16 protein-coding genes and 1 pseudogene are annotated in these 15,289 nt (G+C 70.9%); 7 read left to right on the forward strand and 10 right to left on the reverse strand.

Annotation, left to right across the window (positions count from 1 at the left end; all coding sequences use genetic code 11):
* The first annotated feature begins 13 nt into the window (after positions 1 to 13).
* Positions 14 to 874: an AraC family transcriptional regulator gene (locus ACIQI8_RS34640; RefSeq protein WP_402359424.1), complete on the forward strand. Its 861-nt coding sequence runs from the start codon at positions 14 to 16 to the stop codon at positions 872 to 874.
* Here ACIQI8_RS34640 and ACIQI8_RS34645 read toward each other — a convergent pair.
* The 3 genes from ACIQI8_RS34645 to ACIQI8_RS34655 all read right to left on the reverse strand — a co-directional run bounded on the left by ACIQI8_RS34645 (position 834) and on the right by ACIQI8_RS34655 (position 4,742).
* On the reverse strand, positions 834 to 2,513 hold the full coding sequence (locus tag ACIQI8_RS34645) for a glycosyl hydrolase family 28-related protein (RefSeq protein ID WP_402359427.1): 1,680 nt from the start codon (positions 2,511 to 2,513) through the stop codon (positions 834 to 836). The genes ACIQI8_RS34640 and ACIQI8_RS34645 overlap by 41 nt on opposite strands.
* 194 nt (positions 2,514 to 2,707) lie before the next feature.
* Positions 2,708 to 3,238: a YbjN domain-containing protein gene (locus tag ACIQI8_RS34650; protein ID WP_402359430.1), complete on the reverse strand. Its 531-nt coding sequence runs from the start codon at positions 3,236 to 3,238 to the stop codon at positions 2,708 to 2,710.
* Positions 3,231 to 4,742, reverse strand: coding sequence for a glycosyltransferase (locus ACIQI8_RS34655; RefSeq protein WP_402359433.1), 1,512 nt, complete (start codon positions 4,740 to 4,742; stop codon positions 3,231 to 3,233). Before ACIQI8_RS34655 ends, ACIQI8_RS34650 begins: the two co-directional genes overlap by 8 nt.
* Before the next feature lie 186 nt (positions 4,743 to 4,928).
* Here ACIQI8_RS34655 and ACIQI8_RS34660 point away from each other — a divergent pair, with 186 nt between their 5' ends.
* The 3 genes from ACIQI8_RS34660 to ACIQI8_RS34670 all read left to right on the forward strand — a co-directional run bounded on the left by ACIQI8_RS34660 (position 4,929) and on the right by ACIQI8_RS34670 (position 8,624).
* Positions 4,929 to 5,723: a class I SAM-dependent methyltransferase gene (locus ACIQI8_RS34660; RefSeq protein WP_402359436.1), complete on the forward strand. Its 795-nt coding sequence runs from the start codon at positions 4,929 to 4,931 to the stop codon at positions 5,721 to 5,723.
* Between the two features lie 215 nt (positions 5,724 to 5,938).
* On the forward strand, positions 5,939 to 7,042 hold the full coding sequence (locus tag ACIQI8_RS34665; RefSeq protein WP_402359439.1) for an NlpC/P60 family protein: 1,104 nt from the start codon (positions 5,939 to 5,941) through the stop codon (positions 7,040 to 7,042).
* 268 nt (positions 7,043 to 7,310) lie between these two features.
* Positions 7,311 to 8,624, forward strand: coding sequence for a PP2C family protein-serine/threonine phosphatase (locus tag ACIQI8_RS34670; RefSeq protein WP_402359442.1), 1,314 nt, complete (start codon positions 7,311 to 7,313; stop codon positions 8,622 to 8,624).
* A gap of 53 nt (positions 8,625 to 8,677) precedes the next feature.
* Here ACIQI8_RS34670 and ACIQI8_RS34675 read toward each other — a convergent pair whose 3' ends face one another.
* From ACIQI8_RS34675 to ACIQI8_RS34685, 3 genes are all read right to left on the reverse strand, one after another.
* Complete coding sequence (locus ACIQI8_RS34675; RefSeq protein ID WP_402359445.1) at positions 8,678 to 9,010, reverse strand: DUF2516 family protein; 333 nt, start codon at positions 9,008 to 9,010, stop codon at positions 8,678 to 8,680.
* A gap of 151 nt (positions 9,011 to 9,161) precedes the next feature.
* Positions 9,162 to 9,848 carry a hypothetical protein gene (locus ACIQI8_RS34680; protein ID WP_402359448.1) on the reverse strand — a complete coding sequence of 229 codons (687 nt, stop codon included), beginning with the start codon at positions 9,846 to 9,848 and terminating at the stop codon, positions 9,162 to 9,164.
* Between the two features lie 100 nt (positions 9,849 to 9,948).
* Positions 9,949 to 10,578, reverse strand: a complete 630-nt coding sequence (locus ACIQI8_RS34685) for a helix-turn-helix domain-containing protein (RefSeq protein ID WP_402359451.1) — start codon at positions 10,576 to 10,578, stop codon at positions 9,949 to 9,951.
* 222 nt (positions 10,579 to 10,800) lie between these two features.
* Here ACIQI8_RS34685 and ACIQI8_RS34690 point away from each other — a divergent pair, with 222 nt between their 5' ends.
* Both ACIQI8_RS34690 and ACIQI8_RS34695 read left to right on the forward strand, forming a co-directional pair.
* Positions 10,801 to 11,343 (forward strand): AAA family ATPase, encoded by a 543-nt coding sequence (locus ACIQI8_RS34690; protein ID WP_402359454.1) that lies wholly within the window; start codon positions 10,801 to 10,803, stop codon positions 11,341 to 11,343.
* A 28-nt stretch (positions 11,344 to 11,371) separates the two neighbouring features.
* Complete coding sequence (locus ACIQI8_RS34695; protein WP_402359457.1) at positions 11,372 to 12,253, forward strand: GNAT family N-acetyltransferase; 882 nt, start codon at positions 11,372 to 11,374, stop codon at positions 12,251 to 12,253.
* Here the strand turns inward: ACIQI8_RS34695 and ACIQI8_RS34700 are convergent.
* The 4 genes and pseudogenes from ACIQI8_RS34700 to ACIQI8_RS34715 all read right to left on the reverse strand — a co-directional run.
* Positions 12,214 to 12,321: pseudogene (locus tag ACIQI8_RS34700) on the reverse strand (MarR family transcriptional regulator); the annotation flags it as partial. The gene ACIQI8_RS34695 and the pseudogene ACIQI8_RS34700 sit on opposite strands and share 40 nt — an antisense overlap.
* A gap of 53 nt (positions 12,322 to 12,374) precedes the next feature.
* Positions 12,375 to 12,881 carry a hypothetical protein gene (locus ACIQI8_RS34705; protein WP_402359460.1) on the reverse strand — a complete coding sequence of 169 codons (507 nt, stop codon included), beginning with the start codon at positions 12,879 to 12,881 and terminating at the stop codon, positions 12,375 to 12,377.
* Between the two features lie 59 nt (positions 12,882 to 12,940).
* A complete protein-coding gene (locus ACIQI8_RS34710) occupies positions 12,941 to 13,435 on the reverse strand; it encodes an HAD domain-containing protein (RefSeq protein WP_402359463.1) in 495 nt (164 codons plus the stop codon).
* A 109-nt stretch (positions 13,436 to 13,544) separates the two neighbouring features.
* Positions 13,545 to 14,168 (reverse strand): RraA family protein, encoded by a 624-nt coding sequence (locus ACIQI8_RS34715; RefSeq protein WP_402359466.1) that lies wholly within the window; start codon positions 14,166 to 14,168, stop codon positions 13,545 to 13,547.
* A 183-nt stretch (positions 14,169 to 14,351) separates the two neighbouring features.
* Here ACIQI8_RS34715 and ACIQI8_RS34720 point away from each other — a divergent pair, with 183 nt between their 5' ends.
* On the forward strand, positions 14,352 to 15,233 hold the full coding sequence (locus ACIQI8_RS34720; protein ID WP_402359469.1) for a nitroreductase/quinone reductase family protein: 882 nt from the start codon (positions 14,352 to 14,354) through the stop codon (positions 15,231 to 15,233).
* The last annotated feature ends 56 nt before the right edge of the window (positions 15,234 to 15,289 follow it).

Below are 15,289 nucleotides of genomic sequence, written 5' to 3' on the forward strand. Positions count from 1 at the left end.
GTACGTTCTTTGCATGGCCGCCGAGCAGGAAGTCACCGCCTGGCGCCCGCGGGTACCGGGCGTGGTGGAGGTGTTCCACGCCCACTTCACCGAGTACGCGTATCCGATGCACGTGCATGACGCGTGGACGCTGCTGATCGTGGACGACGGGGCCGTGCGCTACGACCTCGACCGGCACGAGCACGGGACGCCGGACGACACGGTGTCGCTGCTGCCGCCGCACGTTCCGCACAACGGGGCCGCGGCCACACCGGAGGGCTTTCGCAAGCGGGTGGTGTATCTCGACGGCTCGCAGCTGCCCCACGACCTGATCGGTGCCGCCGTCGACGGCCCCGATCTGCGCGACCCGCTGCTGCGCCTGCGCGTCGGTCAGTTGCACACCGCGCTCACCCTGGCCGGGGACGAACTGGAGGCGGAGAGCAGGCTGACGTTCATCGGCGAGCGGCTGCGCGAACGCCTGCGGCCGAGCACGGAGTCCGCTCCGCGCCCGGACCCCGTGCTCGCCCGCCGCCTGCGCGAACTCCTCGACGCGCATGTCGTGGACGGCCTCACCCTCGACCGGGCAGGCGCCCTCCTGCACGCCCATCCGGCCCATCTGGTACGGGCGTTCAGCACCGCCTACGGCATCGCCCCGCACCAGTACCTGATGTCACGCCGGGTGGACCGCGCCCGCCGTCTGCTCCTCGACGGCCTCCCCGCGGGCGAGGTCGCCCCGGCGACGGGCTTCTTCGACCAGCCCCATCTCACGCGCCACTTCAGGAAGTTGGTGGGAGTGACACCGGGCCAGTACGCGAAGGGACGGGCCACGACTGGGCGGGCTACAACTGGTCGGGCTACAGCTCCCGTTGGGCCTCGTACAGATTCCGTGGCCTGACGACGTCCGTCGTGCCGTAGAGCTCCAGGCGCGCGTGCAGGTCGCCGGTGAAGTCGGGGACGTCGATCTGGTCGAACTCGGTGACCTCGTTGAGGCCGACGGTGGCGCTGTAGGGAGCCAGGCCGTCGATCTTCATCAGGCCCGCGCGGCCGTTGGTGACACGGACGTTCCAGTGGGTGAAGCGGGCGCCGAAGAGGGGGCCCGCGATGGCGTCACCGCCGTGGCGGCCGTTGTTGTTGACCGTGATGTCGGTGCGGACGTTGGCGAAGGGCAGGCCGCGGTGGCTGTCGAAGGTGCCCATGCGCATGTCGCCGCGGGACCAGACGTTGTAGGAGGAGAGGCCCTCCACGTTGATGCCGTGGAGCTGGGTGTCCGGGCGGGCGGGGACCGTGCGCTGCTCGATCGTGAAGTCCTCGATCAGGTTGTCGTGCGCGCCCTCGCGGCAGAAGTAGGGGTGGTGGGAGCCGCGGCCCGCCACCGTCGTACCGCGCAGGGTGCAGGCCGACGCGGCCACCAGGCCGAAGCCGTTGTCGACGTGCCGGACCGTCACGTCGTCCACCCAGCAGTCGTAGGCGCATTGCAGTACGACGCCGTTGTAGCCCTTGTCGAGGAGGTGCGGGGACTGGACGGTCTCCACCGCCTCCAGGGTCAGGCCCTCCACGCCGGAGCCGGTCAACTCCTTGACGTGGGTCACCAGTTGGGGGGTCCACTCCGGGCGTATGTCGAGCGGGAGCGGGCGCTCCAGGGTGACTCGGCGGCCGTGCACGCGGGTGATGCGGACCGGCCACTCGTAGGGAACGTACGAGGTCAGTTTCGTCTTGTCGTCCCAGAAGTACGCCTCGGGCCCCGGGCCGCCGCCCGACATGTGCTCCAGGAGCGTGTGGTCGGCGTCGTCGGCCAGGCGGAGCAGGACCAGGGCGCCGGGGCGCAGGTGGGAGGGGTCGGCGACCTTCACCGTGGAGGCGCCCTGACGGGCCGGCTCCACCGCGGTGAGGGGCGTCCACTCGTCGCGCTTGTTGCCCGTCCAGCCCTCGAAGGGCCAGGCCTTGGCCTTGATCGCGGTGACCAGGGAGTTCCAACGGGCCTCCGGGGCAAGCCAGATGAGGCCGCCGGCCCAGGACCAGGACGACTTGTCGCCGCCGTAGCGGGAGCCGTACACGCCGATCAGTTCCGTGAGGTTCTTCGTGGCGTACAGCTTCGTACGGGCGCTGCCCGCGCCGCGCAGGACCACGTTCGAGTGGCCGATGCGGATCAGGTCGTCGATGCGGAAGGTGCCGGGCGGGATGGTGACCGTGCCACCGCCGGCCCGACCGGCAGCGGCGATGGCACGGTTGATCGCGGGGGCACTGTCGGTGACGCCGTCCGCCACCGCGCCGTAGTCCGTCACATCGGCGACGACCCGGTGGCGCGGGAGGCGGCGGGCGCCGGCGTGGGCACCGGCCCGGCCGATGTACGGGATCTGGGGGTGGGTGAACGGGGTGCGGGTGAACTCCCGCCAGATGGCCGGTACTTGGCCCTTGACCACCGGGGTGGCTCTCGCTGTCCCCACGCCGGTCGTCGCCGCCAGCGCCACGGCTGTGGCTCCGCCGAGCAGGGTCCGTCTCGTGAGGTGCGCGGTGTTCTTGTCCGAGGTGCTCATTGCCCCACCCGTCCTTCCATGCGGCTCTTCATGGATGTGAACGCTGTTCAGAAGTGCGATGGCGGCGAGCATGACATCGCTACCCCTTGGCGGGGAAGGGGTCGGGTGGGGTCAGTCCGGCGGAATTTCGTTCATTCCCATGAACGCGCAGGGAATGCGCTTCGAGGAAGCCCGCGGAAGGCTTCCGTCCGGGGTCAGTCGGCCGAGCGGCGCGTCAAGTGCTCGAACGCGTCCAGGTTCCGAGTGGACTCGCCCCGGGACACCCGCCACGCGTACTCCTTGCGGATGGCGGAGGCGAAGCCCAGTTCCAGCAAGGTGTTGAAGGCGCCGTCGGCCGCTTCCAGGACCTGGCCGAGCAGCCGGTCGAGTTCGTCGGGGGTGACGGTGGCCAGGGGAAGGCGGCCGGTGACGTAGACGTCACCGAGCTGGTCGACGGCGTAACTCACGCCGTACAGCTTGAGGTTGCGCTCCAGGAGCCAGCGGTGGACGCCGGACTCGTTCTCGTCGGGGTGGCGGATGACGAAGGCGTTGAGGGAGAGGGAGTGGCGGCCGACGCGGAGCGAGAGGGTCGTCGACAGCTTGCGGGTGCCGGGGAGTTTGACGACGTAGGTGCCGGGCTCCGGGCTCTCCCACTCCAGTTCGTCGTCCTTCAGGACGGCCTCGATGACGGCTGCCGCCTTCTCCGCCGCGTCCTGTCCCGCCGCCGACTTCCGCGCATCACCCATGGTGGGAGCGTACGTGACGGCGGTGCGCGTGCATCGCGGCCGTGTAGACGTCCGCTGTGGCGGCGGCCGCGGTGTCCCAGCCGAAGGACTTGGCGTGCTTGGCCGCCGCCGCGCCCATCCGGTCCGCCAGCTGCGGGTCGTCGGCGAAATCGGCCAGCACGCGCGCGTAGGCGGCGGGATCGTGGCCCTGCACCAGGAAGCCGGTCCGCCCGTCGCGTACGGCGACCGGGAGGCCGCCGACCGCGGCCGCGAGCACCGGCGTACCGGCGGCCTGTGCCTCTATGGCGACCAGTCCGAAGGACTCGCTGTACGAGGGCATGACCAGCACCGAAGCGGCCCGGAACCAGTCCGCGAGCTGGTCCTGGCCCACGGGCGGGCAGAACCGTACGACATCCGCGATACCGAGCCGGGACGCCAGTTTCTGCAGGCCCTCCGGCTTGGCGAGGCCGCTGCCGCTGGGGCCGCCGACGACGGGGACCAGCAGGTGGGAGCGGAGTTCGGGGCGCTCGTCCAGGAGGACGGCGACCGCGCGCAGCAGCACGTCCGGGGCCTTCAGGGGCTGGATGCGGCCCGCGAAGAGCGGGATCAGGGCGTCCTGCGGGAGGCCCAGGCGGGCGCGGGCGGCTGCTCGGGCGGTGGCGGCCGTGGAGACGGTGGCAGTGGTGGAGGGGCTCCCTGAGGCGCGGTTCCCTGCGGGGCTGTTTCCTGTGGGGCTGTTTTCTGCGGGGCTGTTTCCTGCGCAGCTGTTCCCTGCCTGGCTCAGGTCGACGGCTCCCGGGAACAGCGTGTCCAGCCTGTCCGGGTCCTTCGGGAACGGGCGGAAGCGGTCGAGGTTGACGCCGGGGTGGACGACCGCGACCTTGCCGGGGTCGGCGCAGTAGTGCTGGACGAGTTCGTCGGCCTCGCCCGAGGTGTTGGCGATCAGCCGGTCCGCGGCGGCGACGATCTGGGTCTCGCCGATGACACGGGCGGCGGGCTCGGGGGTGTCGCCGGCGGCAAGGTTGGCGTTCTTGACCTTGGCCATGGTGTGCATGGCGTGCACCAGGGGGACGCCCCAGCGCTGGGCGGCGAGCCAGCCGACGTGACCGGAGAGCCAGTAGTGCGAGTGGACCAGGTCGTAGTAGCCGGGGCGGTGGCCGGCCCATGCCTGCATCACGCCGTGCGTGAACGCGCAGAGCTGGGCGGGGAGTTCTTCCTTGGCGAGGCCCTCGTAGGGGCCCGCGTCGACGTGCCGGACCAGGACGCCGGGGGCAAGTTCGACGGTCGGCGGCAGGGCGGCCGTGGTCGCGCGCGTGAAGATCTCGACCTCGATGTTGATCGCGGCGAGGCGCTGCGCGAGCTCCACGATGTAGACGTTCATGCCGCCGGCGTCGCCGGTGCCCGGCTGGTGCAGCGGTGAGGTGTGCACGGAGAGCATGGCGACGCGGCGCGGGCGGCGGTGCAGCCTCAGTCGCGAGGGCGTCGCCGACGAGCGCCGCCCGAGCCTGCTCACGTACTGGCTCACGTGGCGTTCCTCCTCGCTGCGGGCATGCCGGACGGAGGACGTGGAGCGCCCTCCAAGGGAGGCAACAGCGGAGGCAGGCATTCCCATTCCAGGGGCGGCGACTTTTGCCGAGACATTACCGAAGGTCGCTCAACCGTTCGATGCGCGCGTGCGTCGTCGTACCGGCGGCCACATACCCTCGTAGGCATGACAGCCCGCGCAGCCCACCGCCCCGTGGGCACCGTCACGCGCGGGACCACGAACCCGAACCGGCTGCGCCGCATGGACCGCTGGATCGCGGCCACCCACGGCGCCGAACTGCGCCGTGCCGCCGACCCCGTGGCCGTCGACCTCGGGTACGGGGCCGCGCCCTGGACGGCCGTCGAACTGCTCGCCCGACTGCGGACCGTGGCTCCACGCGCGCGTGTCGTGGGCGTGGAGATCGAGCCGGCCCGGGTCGCGGCGGCGAAACCGTACGAGCGTGAGGGTCTCGTCTTCCGGCACGGCGGCTTCGAGATCCCCCTCCCCCAGCGTCCGTTGCTGATCCGTGCCGCCAACGTGCTGCGCCAGTACGACGAGTCGGAGGTCGCCGCGGTCTGGGAGCGGCTGTGCGCGCGGCTCGCGGACGGCGGGTTGCTCGTCGAGGGGACCTGCGACGAGATCGGGCGCCGGCACGTCTGGGTCGCGCTCGGCCCCAAGGGGCCGCGGACGGTCACCTTCGCCACCCGGCTCGGCTCGCTGGAGCGCCCGTCGGACCTGGCGGAACGCCTCCCCAAGGCGCTCATCCACCGCAATGTGCCCGGCGAACCGGTGCACGCCTTCCTGCGCGACTTCGACCGCGCCTGGGCGGCCGCCGCGCCCTACGCCTCCTACGGCGCCCGCCAGCGCTGGATCCGCTCGGTCCGGGACCTGAGCGCCGACTGGCCGGTGACGGACGGGCCGGGGCGGTGGCGGCAGGGGGAAGTGACGGTGGCGTGGGGGGCGTTGGCGCCGAGGCGCTGACCGGAGAGCCACGCGAGGCCCCGGCCGCCCCTGAGTTGATTCCGGTGGGAACGATCTCGATGAGTCCTTCGTCACAAAGAGTGGGAGATCGAATACGGGAGCGAGGAGGGGGGAAATCCGACTTCCGTACACCTCTGTCGATTTGCGCGCCACCGTGGCACGATCCCCGGGCAGCCGTAAGTTACTGACGGTAAATCAGATCTGGGGGCAGAGGTATGGGACCGGGCAAGCGCAGCGCGTATGTCGCCGTGACCGTGGTCTGTGCGGTCACCGTGCTGGCCACCGCCGGTACCGCGTTCGCGAGCCCCACGCCGCCTCCGGCCCCCTCCTCCACTTCCCCGACCCCCTCCTCCACTTCTTCGGCGCCCTCGACTCCCGTACCGAACAAGGACCTTGAGGCCGTACGCGAGAAGCTCGACACGCTGTACCACGAAGCCGCGGTCGCCACCGACTCGTACAACGCGGCCGAGGAGAAGGCCCAGCAGCAGTCGGCGGCGATCGTCGACCTGGCGAACAAGATCGTCCAGGGGCAGAAGAAGCTGGACGAGTTGAAGAAGCGCGCGGGTGCCGCGGCCGCCGCCCAGTACCGCAACGGCGGGCTGCCCGACGAGGCCCATCTGCTGCTCAGTGACAATCCGCAGCAGTTTCTCGACGGCGCCGGCCGGGTGCTGCAGGGCCAGCGCGCCACCAGGGGCCTGATCGCCGAAATGACCCAGACCCAGCAGGACTTGGAGCAGTACGCCGCCGACGCCTCCACCCAGTGGAAGCGGCTGGAGGCCAACCGCAAGGCGAAGGACGCGGCCCGCAAGAAGATCAAGGCGCGGATCGCGGCGGCCGAGAAGCTGGAGTCCAAGCTGGCGAAGGAGGAGAAGAGACGCCTCGCCGAACTGGAGGAGGAGGCCGCGTACCAGGCACAGACCTCCTGGCTCAGCTCCGGCATTCTCGACGAGATCAACGGCAAGGCGTCCGCGCAGGGCAAGAAGGCGGTCTCGTTCGCCACGGCCCAGATGGGCAAGCCGTACGAATGGGGCGCCGAGGGCCCGAAGACGTACGACTGCTCGGGGCTGACGTCCCAGGCCTGGCTGAGCGCCGGGGACCCCATCCCGCGTACGTCGCAGGAGCAGTGGAGGCAGCTCAAGCACATCGACGTGAAGGACATGCGGCCCGGCGACCTGATCATCTACTTCGACGACGCCAGCCATGTGGGGATGTACATAGGCGACGGCGCGATCGTGCACGCGCCTCGGCCGGGGCGGACGGTGACGATCGCGGGGGCGGGGTCGATGCCGATACTCGGGGTGGTCCGGCCGGACGCGTGAGTCCGGCGCCGGCGAGAGACCCCGGTCACGTGACCCACGGCACCCCCGGCCGCTCCCAAACCCCCCGCCGACGTGATGTTCGTCATCCCCCCTGGTGGGCCGCCGTGTCCAACTGCGGTACAGAACGCGGCATATGACAGCGGCGGGTGTGCGGGCGACGTGGCTCACACCATTCCGTTCGCCCGCCGAATACCGCTATGGTCCCCGTCGGTGGATCGAGGACCCTCGCCCCACCGCGCCCTCGGGGGGAGGGAAGGAACCCAAGACGATGCCCGTACCCATACCGCGGCAGAGAGCGATCCCGGCCGCGGAGAGTGGTCAGGCGCAGGCCGTGCACGGAGGCGGCCCTTCCAAGGAAGAGACCCCGCGCAAGGAAGCCCGCAAGGAAGCCACGGTCGACAACAACGCCGCCACCCATCTGACGCTGCTGCTGATCCAGGACGACCCCGGCGGCGCCACGGTCGTGCCCGAACTGCAGGACGCGACCGGCCGGCCGTTCCGTGTCCGCAGCGCCCGCAACCTCACCGAGGCCGAGCGGCTGCTGACCGACGACGTCCACTGCATCCTGCTGGACCTCGCCCTGTCCGAACCCGGCCAGGACGCGGACGACGACGAGCTCGCCGTACTGAAGCAGGTTCTGCTGCTCGCGCCCCGGCACGCCGTGCTCGCGCTCACCGCGTCCGGTGACGCCGAGCGAGGCGCCGAAGCCGTGCGCGTGGGCGCGCAGGACTACCTCTTCCGGGACGAGCTGGACGCCCGGCTGCTGAGCCGCGCGATCCGGTACGCCGTGGAGCGGAAACGTTCCGACACGGCCGAGCGCCGGCTCGCCGAGGGCCGCCTGCGCGCCCAGGAGAACCGTCGCCTGGAACGAGGGCTGCTGCCGACGCCCCTCCTGGAGGGCTCGTCCCTGCGCTTCGCCGCCCGCTACCGCCCCGGCCGCTCACGCGCGCTGCTCGGCGGTGACTTCTACGACGTCGTACGCACCCCCGACGGGACCGTGCACGCGATGATCGGCGACGTCTGCGGGCACGGCCCGGACGAGGCCGCGCTCGGCGTGGAACTGCGGATCGCCTGGCGCGCGCTGACCCTGGCGGGACTCTGCGGCGACCAGCTGCTGGGCACCCTGCAGCAGGTCCTGGAGCACGAGCGCTCCGACGACGAGATCTTCGCGACGCTCTGCACGGTCGACATCGCCCCCGACGGCAAGCGCGCCGGCCTGTGCCTGGCCGGCCACCCGTCCCCGCTGATCGCGCGCCCCGGCCGCCCCGCGGAACTGCTCCCCTACGACAACAACGGCCCCGCCCTCGGCCTCCTGCCCGGCGCCCGCTGGCCCCGGATGCAGGTCGAACTCGGCCGTGAGTGGAGCCTGATGCTCTACACCGACGGCCTGATAGAGGGCCGCGTCGGCACGGGCCGCGAGCGGCTCGGGCAGGACGGCATGGTGGCGATGGTGCGCCGCCAACTCGCGGAGGGGCTGCGCGGCGAGGCACTGCTGCGGTCGTCGGTCAACGAGGTGCGGGAGCTGAACGGCGGCGAGCTGACGGACGACGTGGCGGTGCTGCTGCTGGACCGGGTGCCCTAGGCGCAAGTGGGCGGGGGCGGGCCCTCGGGCTCCGCCCCCGCCCACTCAGGCGCTTACCGTCCGCCGTTGTACGGCCCGTACGGACCGTCGCTGCTCGAACCGCGCCGGCTGCGGCCACCACCGGACAGACCGCGCAGCGCGGGGCGTACGTCGACCATGTACACGATCGTCGCGACGAGCCCGATGATGGGCAGGAACGACAGGATGTTGAAGATCAGGTTCACCACGAAGGCGAGCCCGAGGACGATCAGCCAGAAGACCTTGGTCTTCTTGTCGGCCGCGCGGTAGGCGTCCTCGCGGCGTGTGGCGGCATCGATCAACGCGAAGCCGCTGAACAGGATCAGGCCCACACTCAGCAGCCACATGAACCCTGCGAAACCCTGCATCAGCACTACGTCCACCACCCGACTCGGCTTGTCTCCACGCCGCTCACCGTACCCGTTCCCAGGGAGCCTCTACCCGAAGAACGGGCCGGGCTCTCATGGAGTGCCCGGCCCGTCCCACTTGGCGTCGTCTCGTGACGTGCCCGTCGTTTCCTTACTTGGCGGGCGGAGTCGTCTTCTTGGCCGTCGTCTTGCGGGCCGGAGCCTTCTTGGCGGCGGTCTTCTTGGCAGGAGCCGGCGCGGGGGCGGCCTGGGCGGCCACGGGCTTGGGGGCGGCGGGCTTGGGGGCCTCCACCTTCTCCTCCTTGACCGGGACCGGGGCCGGCGTCGGGTCGGGCTCGACCGCGATCGCCAGTTCCTCGATCTCGTCGGCGGCCTCGCCACGCCAGGTCTTCACGGCCTGCTCGCCGTGCTCGGCGACCTTCTCGTAGGCCTCGCGGGCCTTGACGGCGTACTCGGCGGCGACGCCGACACCGCGCAGCGCGAAGTCCTGGGCGCTCTCGCCGAACTTCTTCAGGTCGGCGTCGAGGGTGGCGCCGAGCTTCTTGAAGTCGCCGTCGAGGGAGGTGATGAACTCGTTGACCTTGGACTGCAGGGTCTCCTGCGCCTCCTTGGCCTTGGCGGAAGCCTCCTTGGCACGGGCGGAGGCCTTCTCCTGCACGGCCTTCGGGTCCGCGGTGCCACGGACGGCCTCGAACCGGGCCGGGGCCTCGGTACGCAGCTGCTCCACCAGCGCGGGCACCTTCTTGGCCTGCTGAAGGGCCAGGTCGGCGGTGCCGGCGGCGAAGTACAGCGGCGTCGGGTCGCTGAGGGTCTTACGGAGATCGTCGGTGATGGCCATGGTGATGGTCCTCCCGGGTCGCTTTCAGCTGAGGGTTTTGGGGTCCGCGTGCAGCAGGTCCGGCCGATCGCTCGCTGCTTGCCGGCAAGCAGCCGCTGGATCAACCGGCCGACTGCGGCGGGTCGGCATCGCTGCCGTCGACCGCGCGGGTGCGGACCGCACGGGTCTTGCTGGTCGTACTGCTCTTACTGGTCTTACCGGTCTTGCTGGTCCTACTGGTCGTGCGAGTACGTCGCTCAGGGGCGTCGTCGGCCGGCCGATCGGCCACCTCGTCGTCATCGACGAGGCCGGTGGTGGCGACGGCGTCGACCACCTGCCCGATGTCCTGCCCGACGTCGACGGCGTGACCCGCCCCGTCGGCTTCCGCTTCCGCCCCGATCCCGAACCCGTTCTCCTTGCGGAAGGACTCGTAGATCTGGAGCAGGACCTGCTTCTGCCGCTCGTTCAGCGTGGGATCGGCGGTGATGACGGCACGTGTCTCCACCTCGTCCCGGTCCCGCTCGGCGTCGAGGATGCCGGCCCGGACGTACAGCGTCTCGGCGGAGATCCGCAGGGCCTTGGCGACCTGCTGCAACACCTCCGCGCTCGGCTTGCGCAGCCCGCGCTCGATCTGACTGAGATACGGGTTGGACACCCCGGCGGCCTCGGCGAGCTGCCGGAGCGACAGCTGCGCGGTGCGCCGCTGGTCCCGCAGATACTCACCGAGATTGCCGACGTTGAGCGATGCCATGGCCCCACTGTGCATCACTCGCGCTAACTATTGCAAGCAGACGCTTGCAAAAGTGCGCCATGCCACTTGAACGGCGGTACGAACCGATCCCGTCGCACGCCTGCAGAAGCCGGGCGTCGCCGAGGTCCACGGTGCCGGCCGCGTCCCGAGTCGCGGACCCGCCGTCGCGGGAGTCCAGGACTGCCAGGGCCCCGGCCGACCGGCACGCTAGCGTCGGTTCGCATGATCGTATGGCTCAACGGCACTCACGGCGCGGGCAAGACGACGACCAGTGCGCTCGTGCAGCAACTGATCCCGGGTTCACGGGTGTTCGACGCCGAGAAGGTCGGCGAGACGCTCATGGACATCTCGCCGGGGCTGCCCGAGACGGACAACTTCCAGCACTGGCCGCCGTGGCGGCCGCTCGTGGTCGAGACCGCTCGCCGGGTGCTCGACTACACCGGCGGCACGCTGGTGATCCCGATGACCGTGCTGGTCGAGGCGTACTGGCGGGAGATCGGCGCCGGCCTGGCCCAACACGCCATTCCGGTACGGCACTTCGTCCTCCACGCCGACCAGGAGACCCTGCGTGCGCGCATCGCGGGCGACACCGTCATCGGCCCCAACTCCTCGTTCCGCCTGCGCCACCTGGAGCCCTACGCCGAGGCGGCCCGCACGTGGTTGCACGGCGAGGCCGAGGTCGTCGACACCACGTATCTGACGCCGGATCAGGCCGCGGCGAGGATCGCGGAGGCGGTTAAGAGGTCGGGGGACACCGAGAGTTGAGGTCCCCCGGGGTGGGGGACCATGGAGCATGCGACCGGATGACTGGTACCTCACCGAAGACGTCGACGACTTCCTCACCCGCGCCGGCGACTTCCTGCGCGCGCGGCCCGGCCTGCACGTCATGCAGCTGACCTGGGCCGAGAGGGTACGGAAGCGTGGGGCGGAGGCGTTCGCGGGCGCCCCCCTCTTCGGCGTACTGGAGCAGGCGGGCGAGGTCCGGGCCACCTTCTACCGTCTCCCGCCCGGCTCCCTCGGCCCCTCCCCGCTCACCCCCGAGCAGGCCGACTCCCTCGCCGCCCGCATGGCCGCCCTCGGACACCCCCTCCGCTCCGTCAGCGCGGGCCACGACACGGCCACCGTCTTCGCCGAGGCCTGGCAGCGGCACACCGGAGCGACGCCGACCATCCGCGACACACGGCTGCGCCTGTACGGCCTCGGCACCCTCACCCCACCCGAGCCCCTCCCGGCCGGCCGCGCTCGCGTCCTGGGCGAGCAGGATCTCGACGAAGTCATGTTCTGGTGCGGCGAGTTCGCCAAGGCCGTCGGCGAGGACGTCACCATCAACGCCGACACCTGGGCCGACACCCGCTACGCCGACAAGCGCTACACGCTCTGGGAGACCCCGGACGGCACGCCCGTCTCCGTCGCGGGCATGAACCCCATGATCGGCGGCCAGATCCAGGTGGACATCGTCTACACACCGGCCCACCTGCGCGGTCACGGCTACGCGGCCGCCGCGTCGGCGGAGGTGAGCCGCGCCGCCCTGGCCGCGGGCGCGAAGGACGTCGTCCTCTTCGCGGACCTCGCCAACCCCACCAGCAACGCGCTCTACCAACGCCTCGGCTATCGCACGCTCACCGATTGGGCGGCCTACGACTTCTCGTCCGGGGGCGCTTCGGGCTTCGCGTAGAGCACCTCGCGAGCCTGCTCCGCGGCGCGGGTGAGGCTCTCGGAGACGAAGTCGAGGAAGCGGGCGATGCCGGGTCGGTCCCCAGCGTCACGGTCCGGCCACCGTCATGATCCGTCCGCCGTCACGTACAGCCCGCCCTCCACCGCGGCGCCTCGTCGTCCGGGACGTCCGGGGAGGCGAAGTGGAACGGCACGCCGAGGTGGTGGGCCAGGGAGCGGCCTGCCTCGGCGGCTGCGGTGCCCGGCGGGGGCTCACCTTGGCGGTGGTACACGGTGGCCAAGTGGGCTTCCCCGACAGGGCTGTTGAGGACGGCGACCAGAACCACGAACCAGTCGTGGACGGTGTCGCCGTCCCAAAGGGCCTCAACCGCGGCGACCTGCCCCGGGTGAGCGGCCGCCCGGGCCGCGAGCGAGGAGACGTCGAGCGGATCGGGCCGCGCGCGCCGGACGCGGTCGCCGAGCACCTCGTAGCGCCCGTGGACGATCCGCTCGGCCTCGATCAGTCCCAACTCCAGTGGCCGCAACGCATCCCACACGGCCTTGACCGCGAGCAGCCGCCGGTCACACAGGACGTTCGCGTCGACCTCCTGGCGAGTGCGCTCCTCCAGGTAGCTCCACCAGCCGCTCACCGGCACCTCCCCCTTCGACTCCGCCGAGTCTGTTGCCGGACCGGGTGGAATGCCACTGCTCACCGCCTGGCCCGACTCGCTCCGATCCACTCCTCCAGCACGTCGAAGTCCGCGTCGGTCAGGCCGTGCCGGTGGTCGACGCGGTGCAGGAGGGCCCGTTCGGGATGATGGCCGGCGACCCAGGTGCGGTCCACGTCGGTGATCTCGTCGTCGACCCAGACGAAGGGCCGCCCGGCCGCCCAGTCCACCAGCGGCCGGGTCTTCCAGTGCAGCGGAGCCGGGAACTCTTCCTCGTCCGGCCAGTCCACCAACGGCAGTTGCGGCAGACCGAGCCATGGCGCGAGACAGACGTTCGCGTCCTCCATCCAGGTCGTGGCCCACACCAACTCGCAGTCCAGCGCGGCCAGTCGAGCTCCGAGCGCCGGATCGACGCGGCTCAGCAACGGATGTCCGTCCGCCACCCCGGGCACCTCGAAGCGCGGCGCGTACGCCGGATAGGCCCCGGCCGCGCCGAACGGGAGCAACGTTCCGTCGACGTCGAGGAAGAGAAGCATCAACACCAGGATCGACCAGGACGGGGATCGGCGAAAGCGGTACGGCGACCACGGCGGAGCATCCTTTCGGTCCCCGACCGGTCCGCCCTCGAATTCCCGCCCCTTTCCCTCAGCCCTCGAACCCCTGCTCGGCCAAGATCTTCTCGACCCGGGCCCGGTGCGCCGCCTCCCAGTCGTCCAGCGTCTGGTCGGCCTCCTTCGCCAGTTTGGCCAGGGCCAAGTCCAGCACCTCCGCCCGCCGTGCGAACGGCACCGCCGCCACGCCCTCCTCGTCGGCCACGATCACATCACCGGCCTCGACCCGCACACCACCGCAGGTCACGGGCTCGCCCAGCGGTGCTACGGCCGCCTTGGCGCCCGGGATCGGAATGACACCCCGCGCGAACACCGGGAACCGCGCCTCCCGCACCTCGGCGAGATCGCGGATCAGCCCGTCCAGGACGAAGGCCGCGACGCCCCGGCGCTGGGCGATCGCGCAGACGTTGCCGCCGGCCAGCGCCCAGTCCAGGTCGCCGGACTCCACGACGATCACCGAACCGGGCTCGGCGCGGTAGATGGCGGTGTGCAGCATCAGGTTGTCGCCTGGCGTGCAGCGCACGGTGTACGCGGGCCCGGCCACCCGTCCGACCGGCCCCCACAACGGCCGGATGCCGAAGTCCATGATCCGGTCACGGTCGAGGATCTCGCCGAGGGTCGTGGTGGGAATGTGCTGGAAACCGGTGGCATCAGTCATACCTCGGACGCTACCGTCCCTCCCATGACTGCCGGGTCGGCCTTGAGCCGTGAGCGAGTCGGGTACCCGGCCTCTGAATGAGGCCGTGGTGGGCCAGAGGCCCGCCGTCTCTTTCTCTTCGCGATCTGCATCACCGGAACACACCACCGGAATCCAGCGACAGAGAAAGAGAAGAGAGAAGACTTGCCCGACGAGAACGACAATCCCTTCCAGAATTTCAACCAGCAGGTCATCGACGAGTTCCGCGCCAACCGCGGTCGCGTCGGCGGCTACTTCGAGGGTGCCCGCCTGCTCCTGCTGACCACCACCGGCGCCCGCACCGGCACCCGGCACACCACCCCCGTCGGCTACCTCCCCGACGGCGGCGAACGCGTCCTGGTCATCGCCTCGGCGGGCGGCTCGCCCCGGCACCCGGACTGGTACCGCAACCTCCTCGCCGACCCCCACGTCACCGTGGAGAGCGGGGTGTTCACGTACGAGGCGCAGGCCGTCGTACTCGCAGGCGAAGAACGGGACCGCGCCTGGGCACGAGCGGTGGAGGCCGACCCGGGCTGGGCGGCGTACCAGAAGAAGACCGAGCGGGTGATCCCGGTGGTCGCCCTCTACAACACCACGCAGGGCGGCCCGGGGAACATCAACGCGTCCTCGATGGGCGAGGCGATCAAGGTGGTGCACGACGCCTTCCGCCGCGAACTCGCCCTGATCCGCGAGGAGATGAGCAAGGCGGACAGCGGGGGCGGCACCCTCGGCGCCCAACTCCGCGTCAACTGCCTCACGTTCTGCCAAGGCCTGCACAACCACCACACCGGCGAGGACCAGGCCCTGTTCCCGTTCGTGGCCGACCGCCACCCCCAGACGGCACCGGCCATCGCGCGGCTGCGCGAGGAGCACGAGCACATCGCCGCGCTCGTGGAGGAGTTGCGCCGAACGCTGGCCACGGAGGGCGGCGAGGCCGGCGACCCGGCCACCGTACGCACGGAGGTGGAGCGCCTGACGCTCGCCTTGGAGGCTCATCTGGATTACGAGGAGCGGGAGTTGATTCCGGTCATCGACGGCGCGGCCTGACCCACCCACGGGCGGCCGTCGCAGTTCTGTGTTCTGCGTTCTGCGTATTGCGTATT

The sequence above is a fragment of the Streptomyces sp. NPDC092369 genome (assembly GCF_044755245.1).
Classification (GTDB): domain Bacteria; phylum Actinomycetota; class Actinomycetes; order Streptomycetales; family Streptomycetaceae; genus Streptomyces.

What these genes read in the sequence shown, in the direction of transcription:
- ACIQI8_RS34650 (WP_402359430.1), bottom strand. Translation starts at nt 3,238, where the DNA reads ATGGGTGATGCGCGGAAGTCGGCGGCGGGACAGGACGCGGCGGAGAAG.
- ACIQI8_RS34670 (WP_402359442.1), top strand. Translation starts at nt 7,311, where the DNA reads ATGCCCGTACCCATACCGCGGCAGAGAGCGATCCCGGCCGCGGAGAGT.
- ACIQI8_RS34690 (WP_402359454.1), top strand. Translation starts at nt 10,801, where the DNA reads ATGATCGTATGGCTCAACGGCACTCACGGCGCGGGCAAGACGACGACC.
- ACIQI8_RS34695 (WP_402359457.1), top strand. Translation starts at nt 11,372, where the DNA reads ATGCGACCGGATGACTGGTACCTCACCGAAGACGTCGACGACTTCCTC.
- ACIQI8_RS34715 (WP_402359466.1), bottom strand. Translation starts at nt 14,168, where the DNA reads ATGACTGATGCCACCGGTTTCCAGCACATTCCCACCACGACCCTCGGC.
- ACIQI8_RS34640 (WP_402359424.1), top strand. Translation starts at nt 14, where the DNA reads ATGGCCGCCGAGCAGGAAGTCACCGCCTGGCGCCCGCGGGTACCGGGC.
- ACIQI8_RS34675 (WP_402359445.1), bottom strand. Translation starts at nt 9,010, where the DNA reads ATGCAGGGTTTCGCAGGGTTCATGTGGCTGCTGAGTGTGGGCCTGATC.
- ACIQI8_RS34685 (WP_402359451.1), bottom strand. Translation starts at nt 10,578, where the DNA reads ATGGCATCGCTCAACGTCGGCAATCTCGGTGAGTATCTGCGGGACCAG.
- ACIQI8_RS34665 (WP_402359439.1), top strand. Translation starts at nt 5,939, where the DNA reads ATGGGACCGGGCAAGCGCAGCGCGTATGTCGCCGTGACCGTGGTCTGT.
- ACIQI8_RS34710 (WP_402359463.1), bottom strand. Translation starts at nt 13,435, where the DNA reads ATGCTTCTCTTCCTCGACGTCGACGGAACGTTGCTCCCGTTCGGCGCG.
- ACIQI8_RS34680 (WP_402359448.1), bottom strand. Translation starts at nt 9,848, where the DNA reads ATGGCCATCACCGACGATCTCCGTAAGACCCTCAGCGACCCGACGCCG.
- ACIQI8_RS34660 (WP_402359436.1), top strand. Translation starts at nt 4,929, where the DNA reads ATGACAGCCCGCGCAGCCCACCGCCCCGTGGGCACCGTCACGCGCGGG.
- ACIQI8_RS34645 (WP_402359427.1), bottom strand. Translation starts at nt 2,513, where the DNA reads ATGAGCACCTCGGACAAGAACACCGCGCACCTCACGAGACGGACCCTG.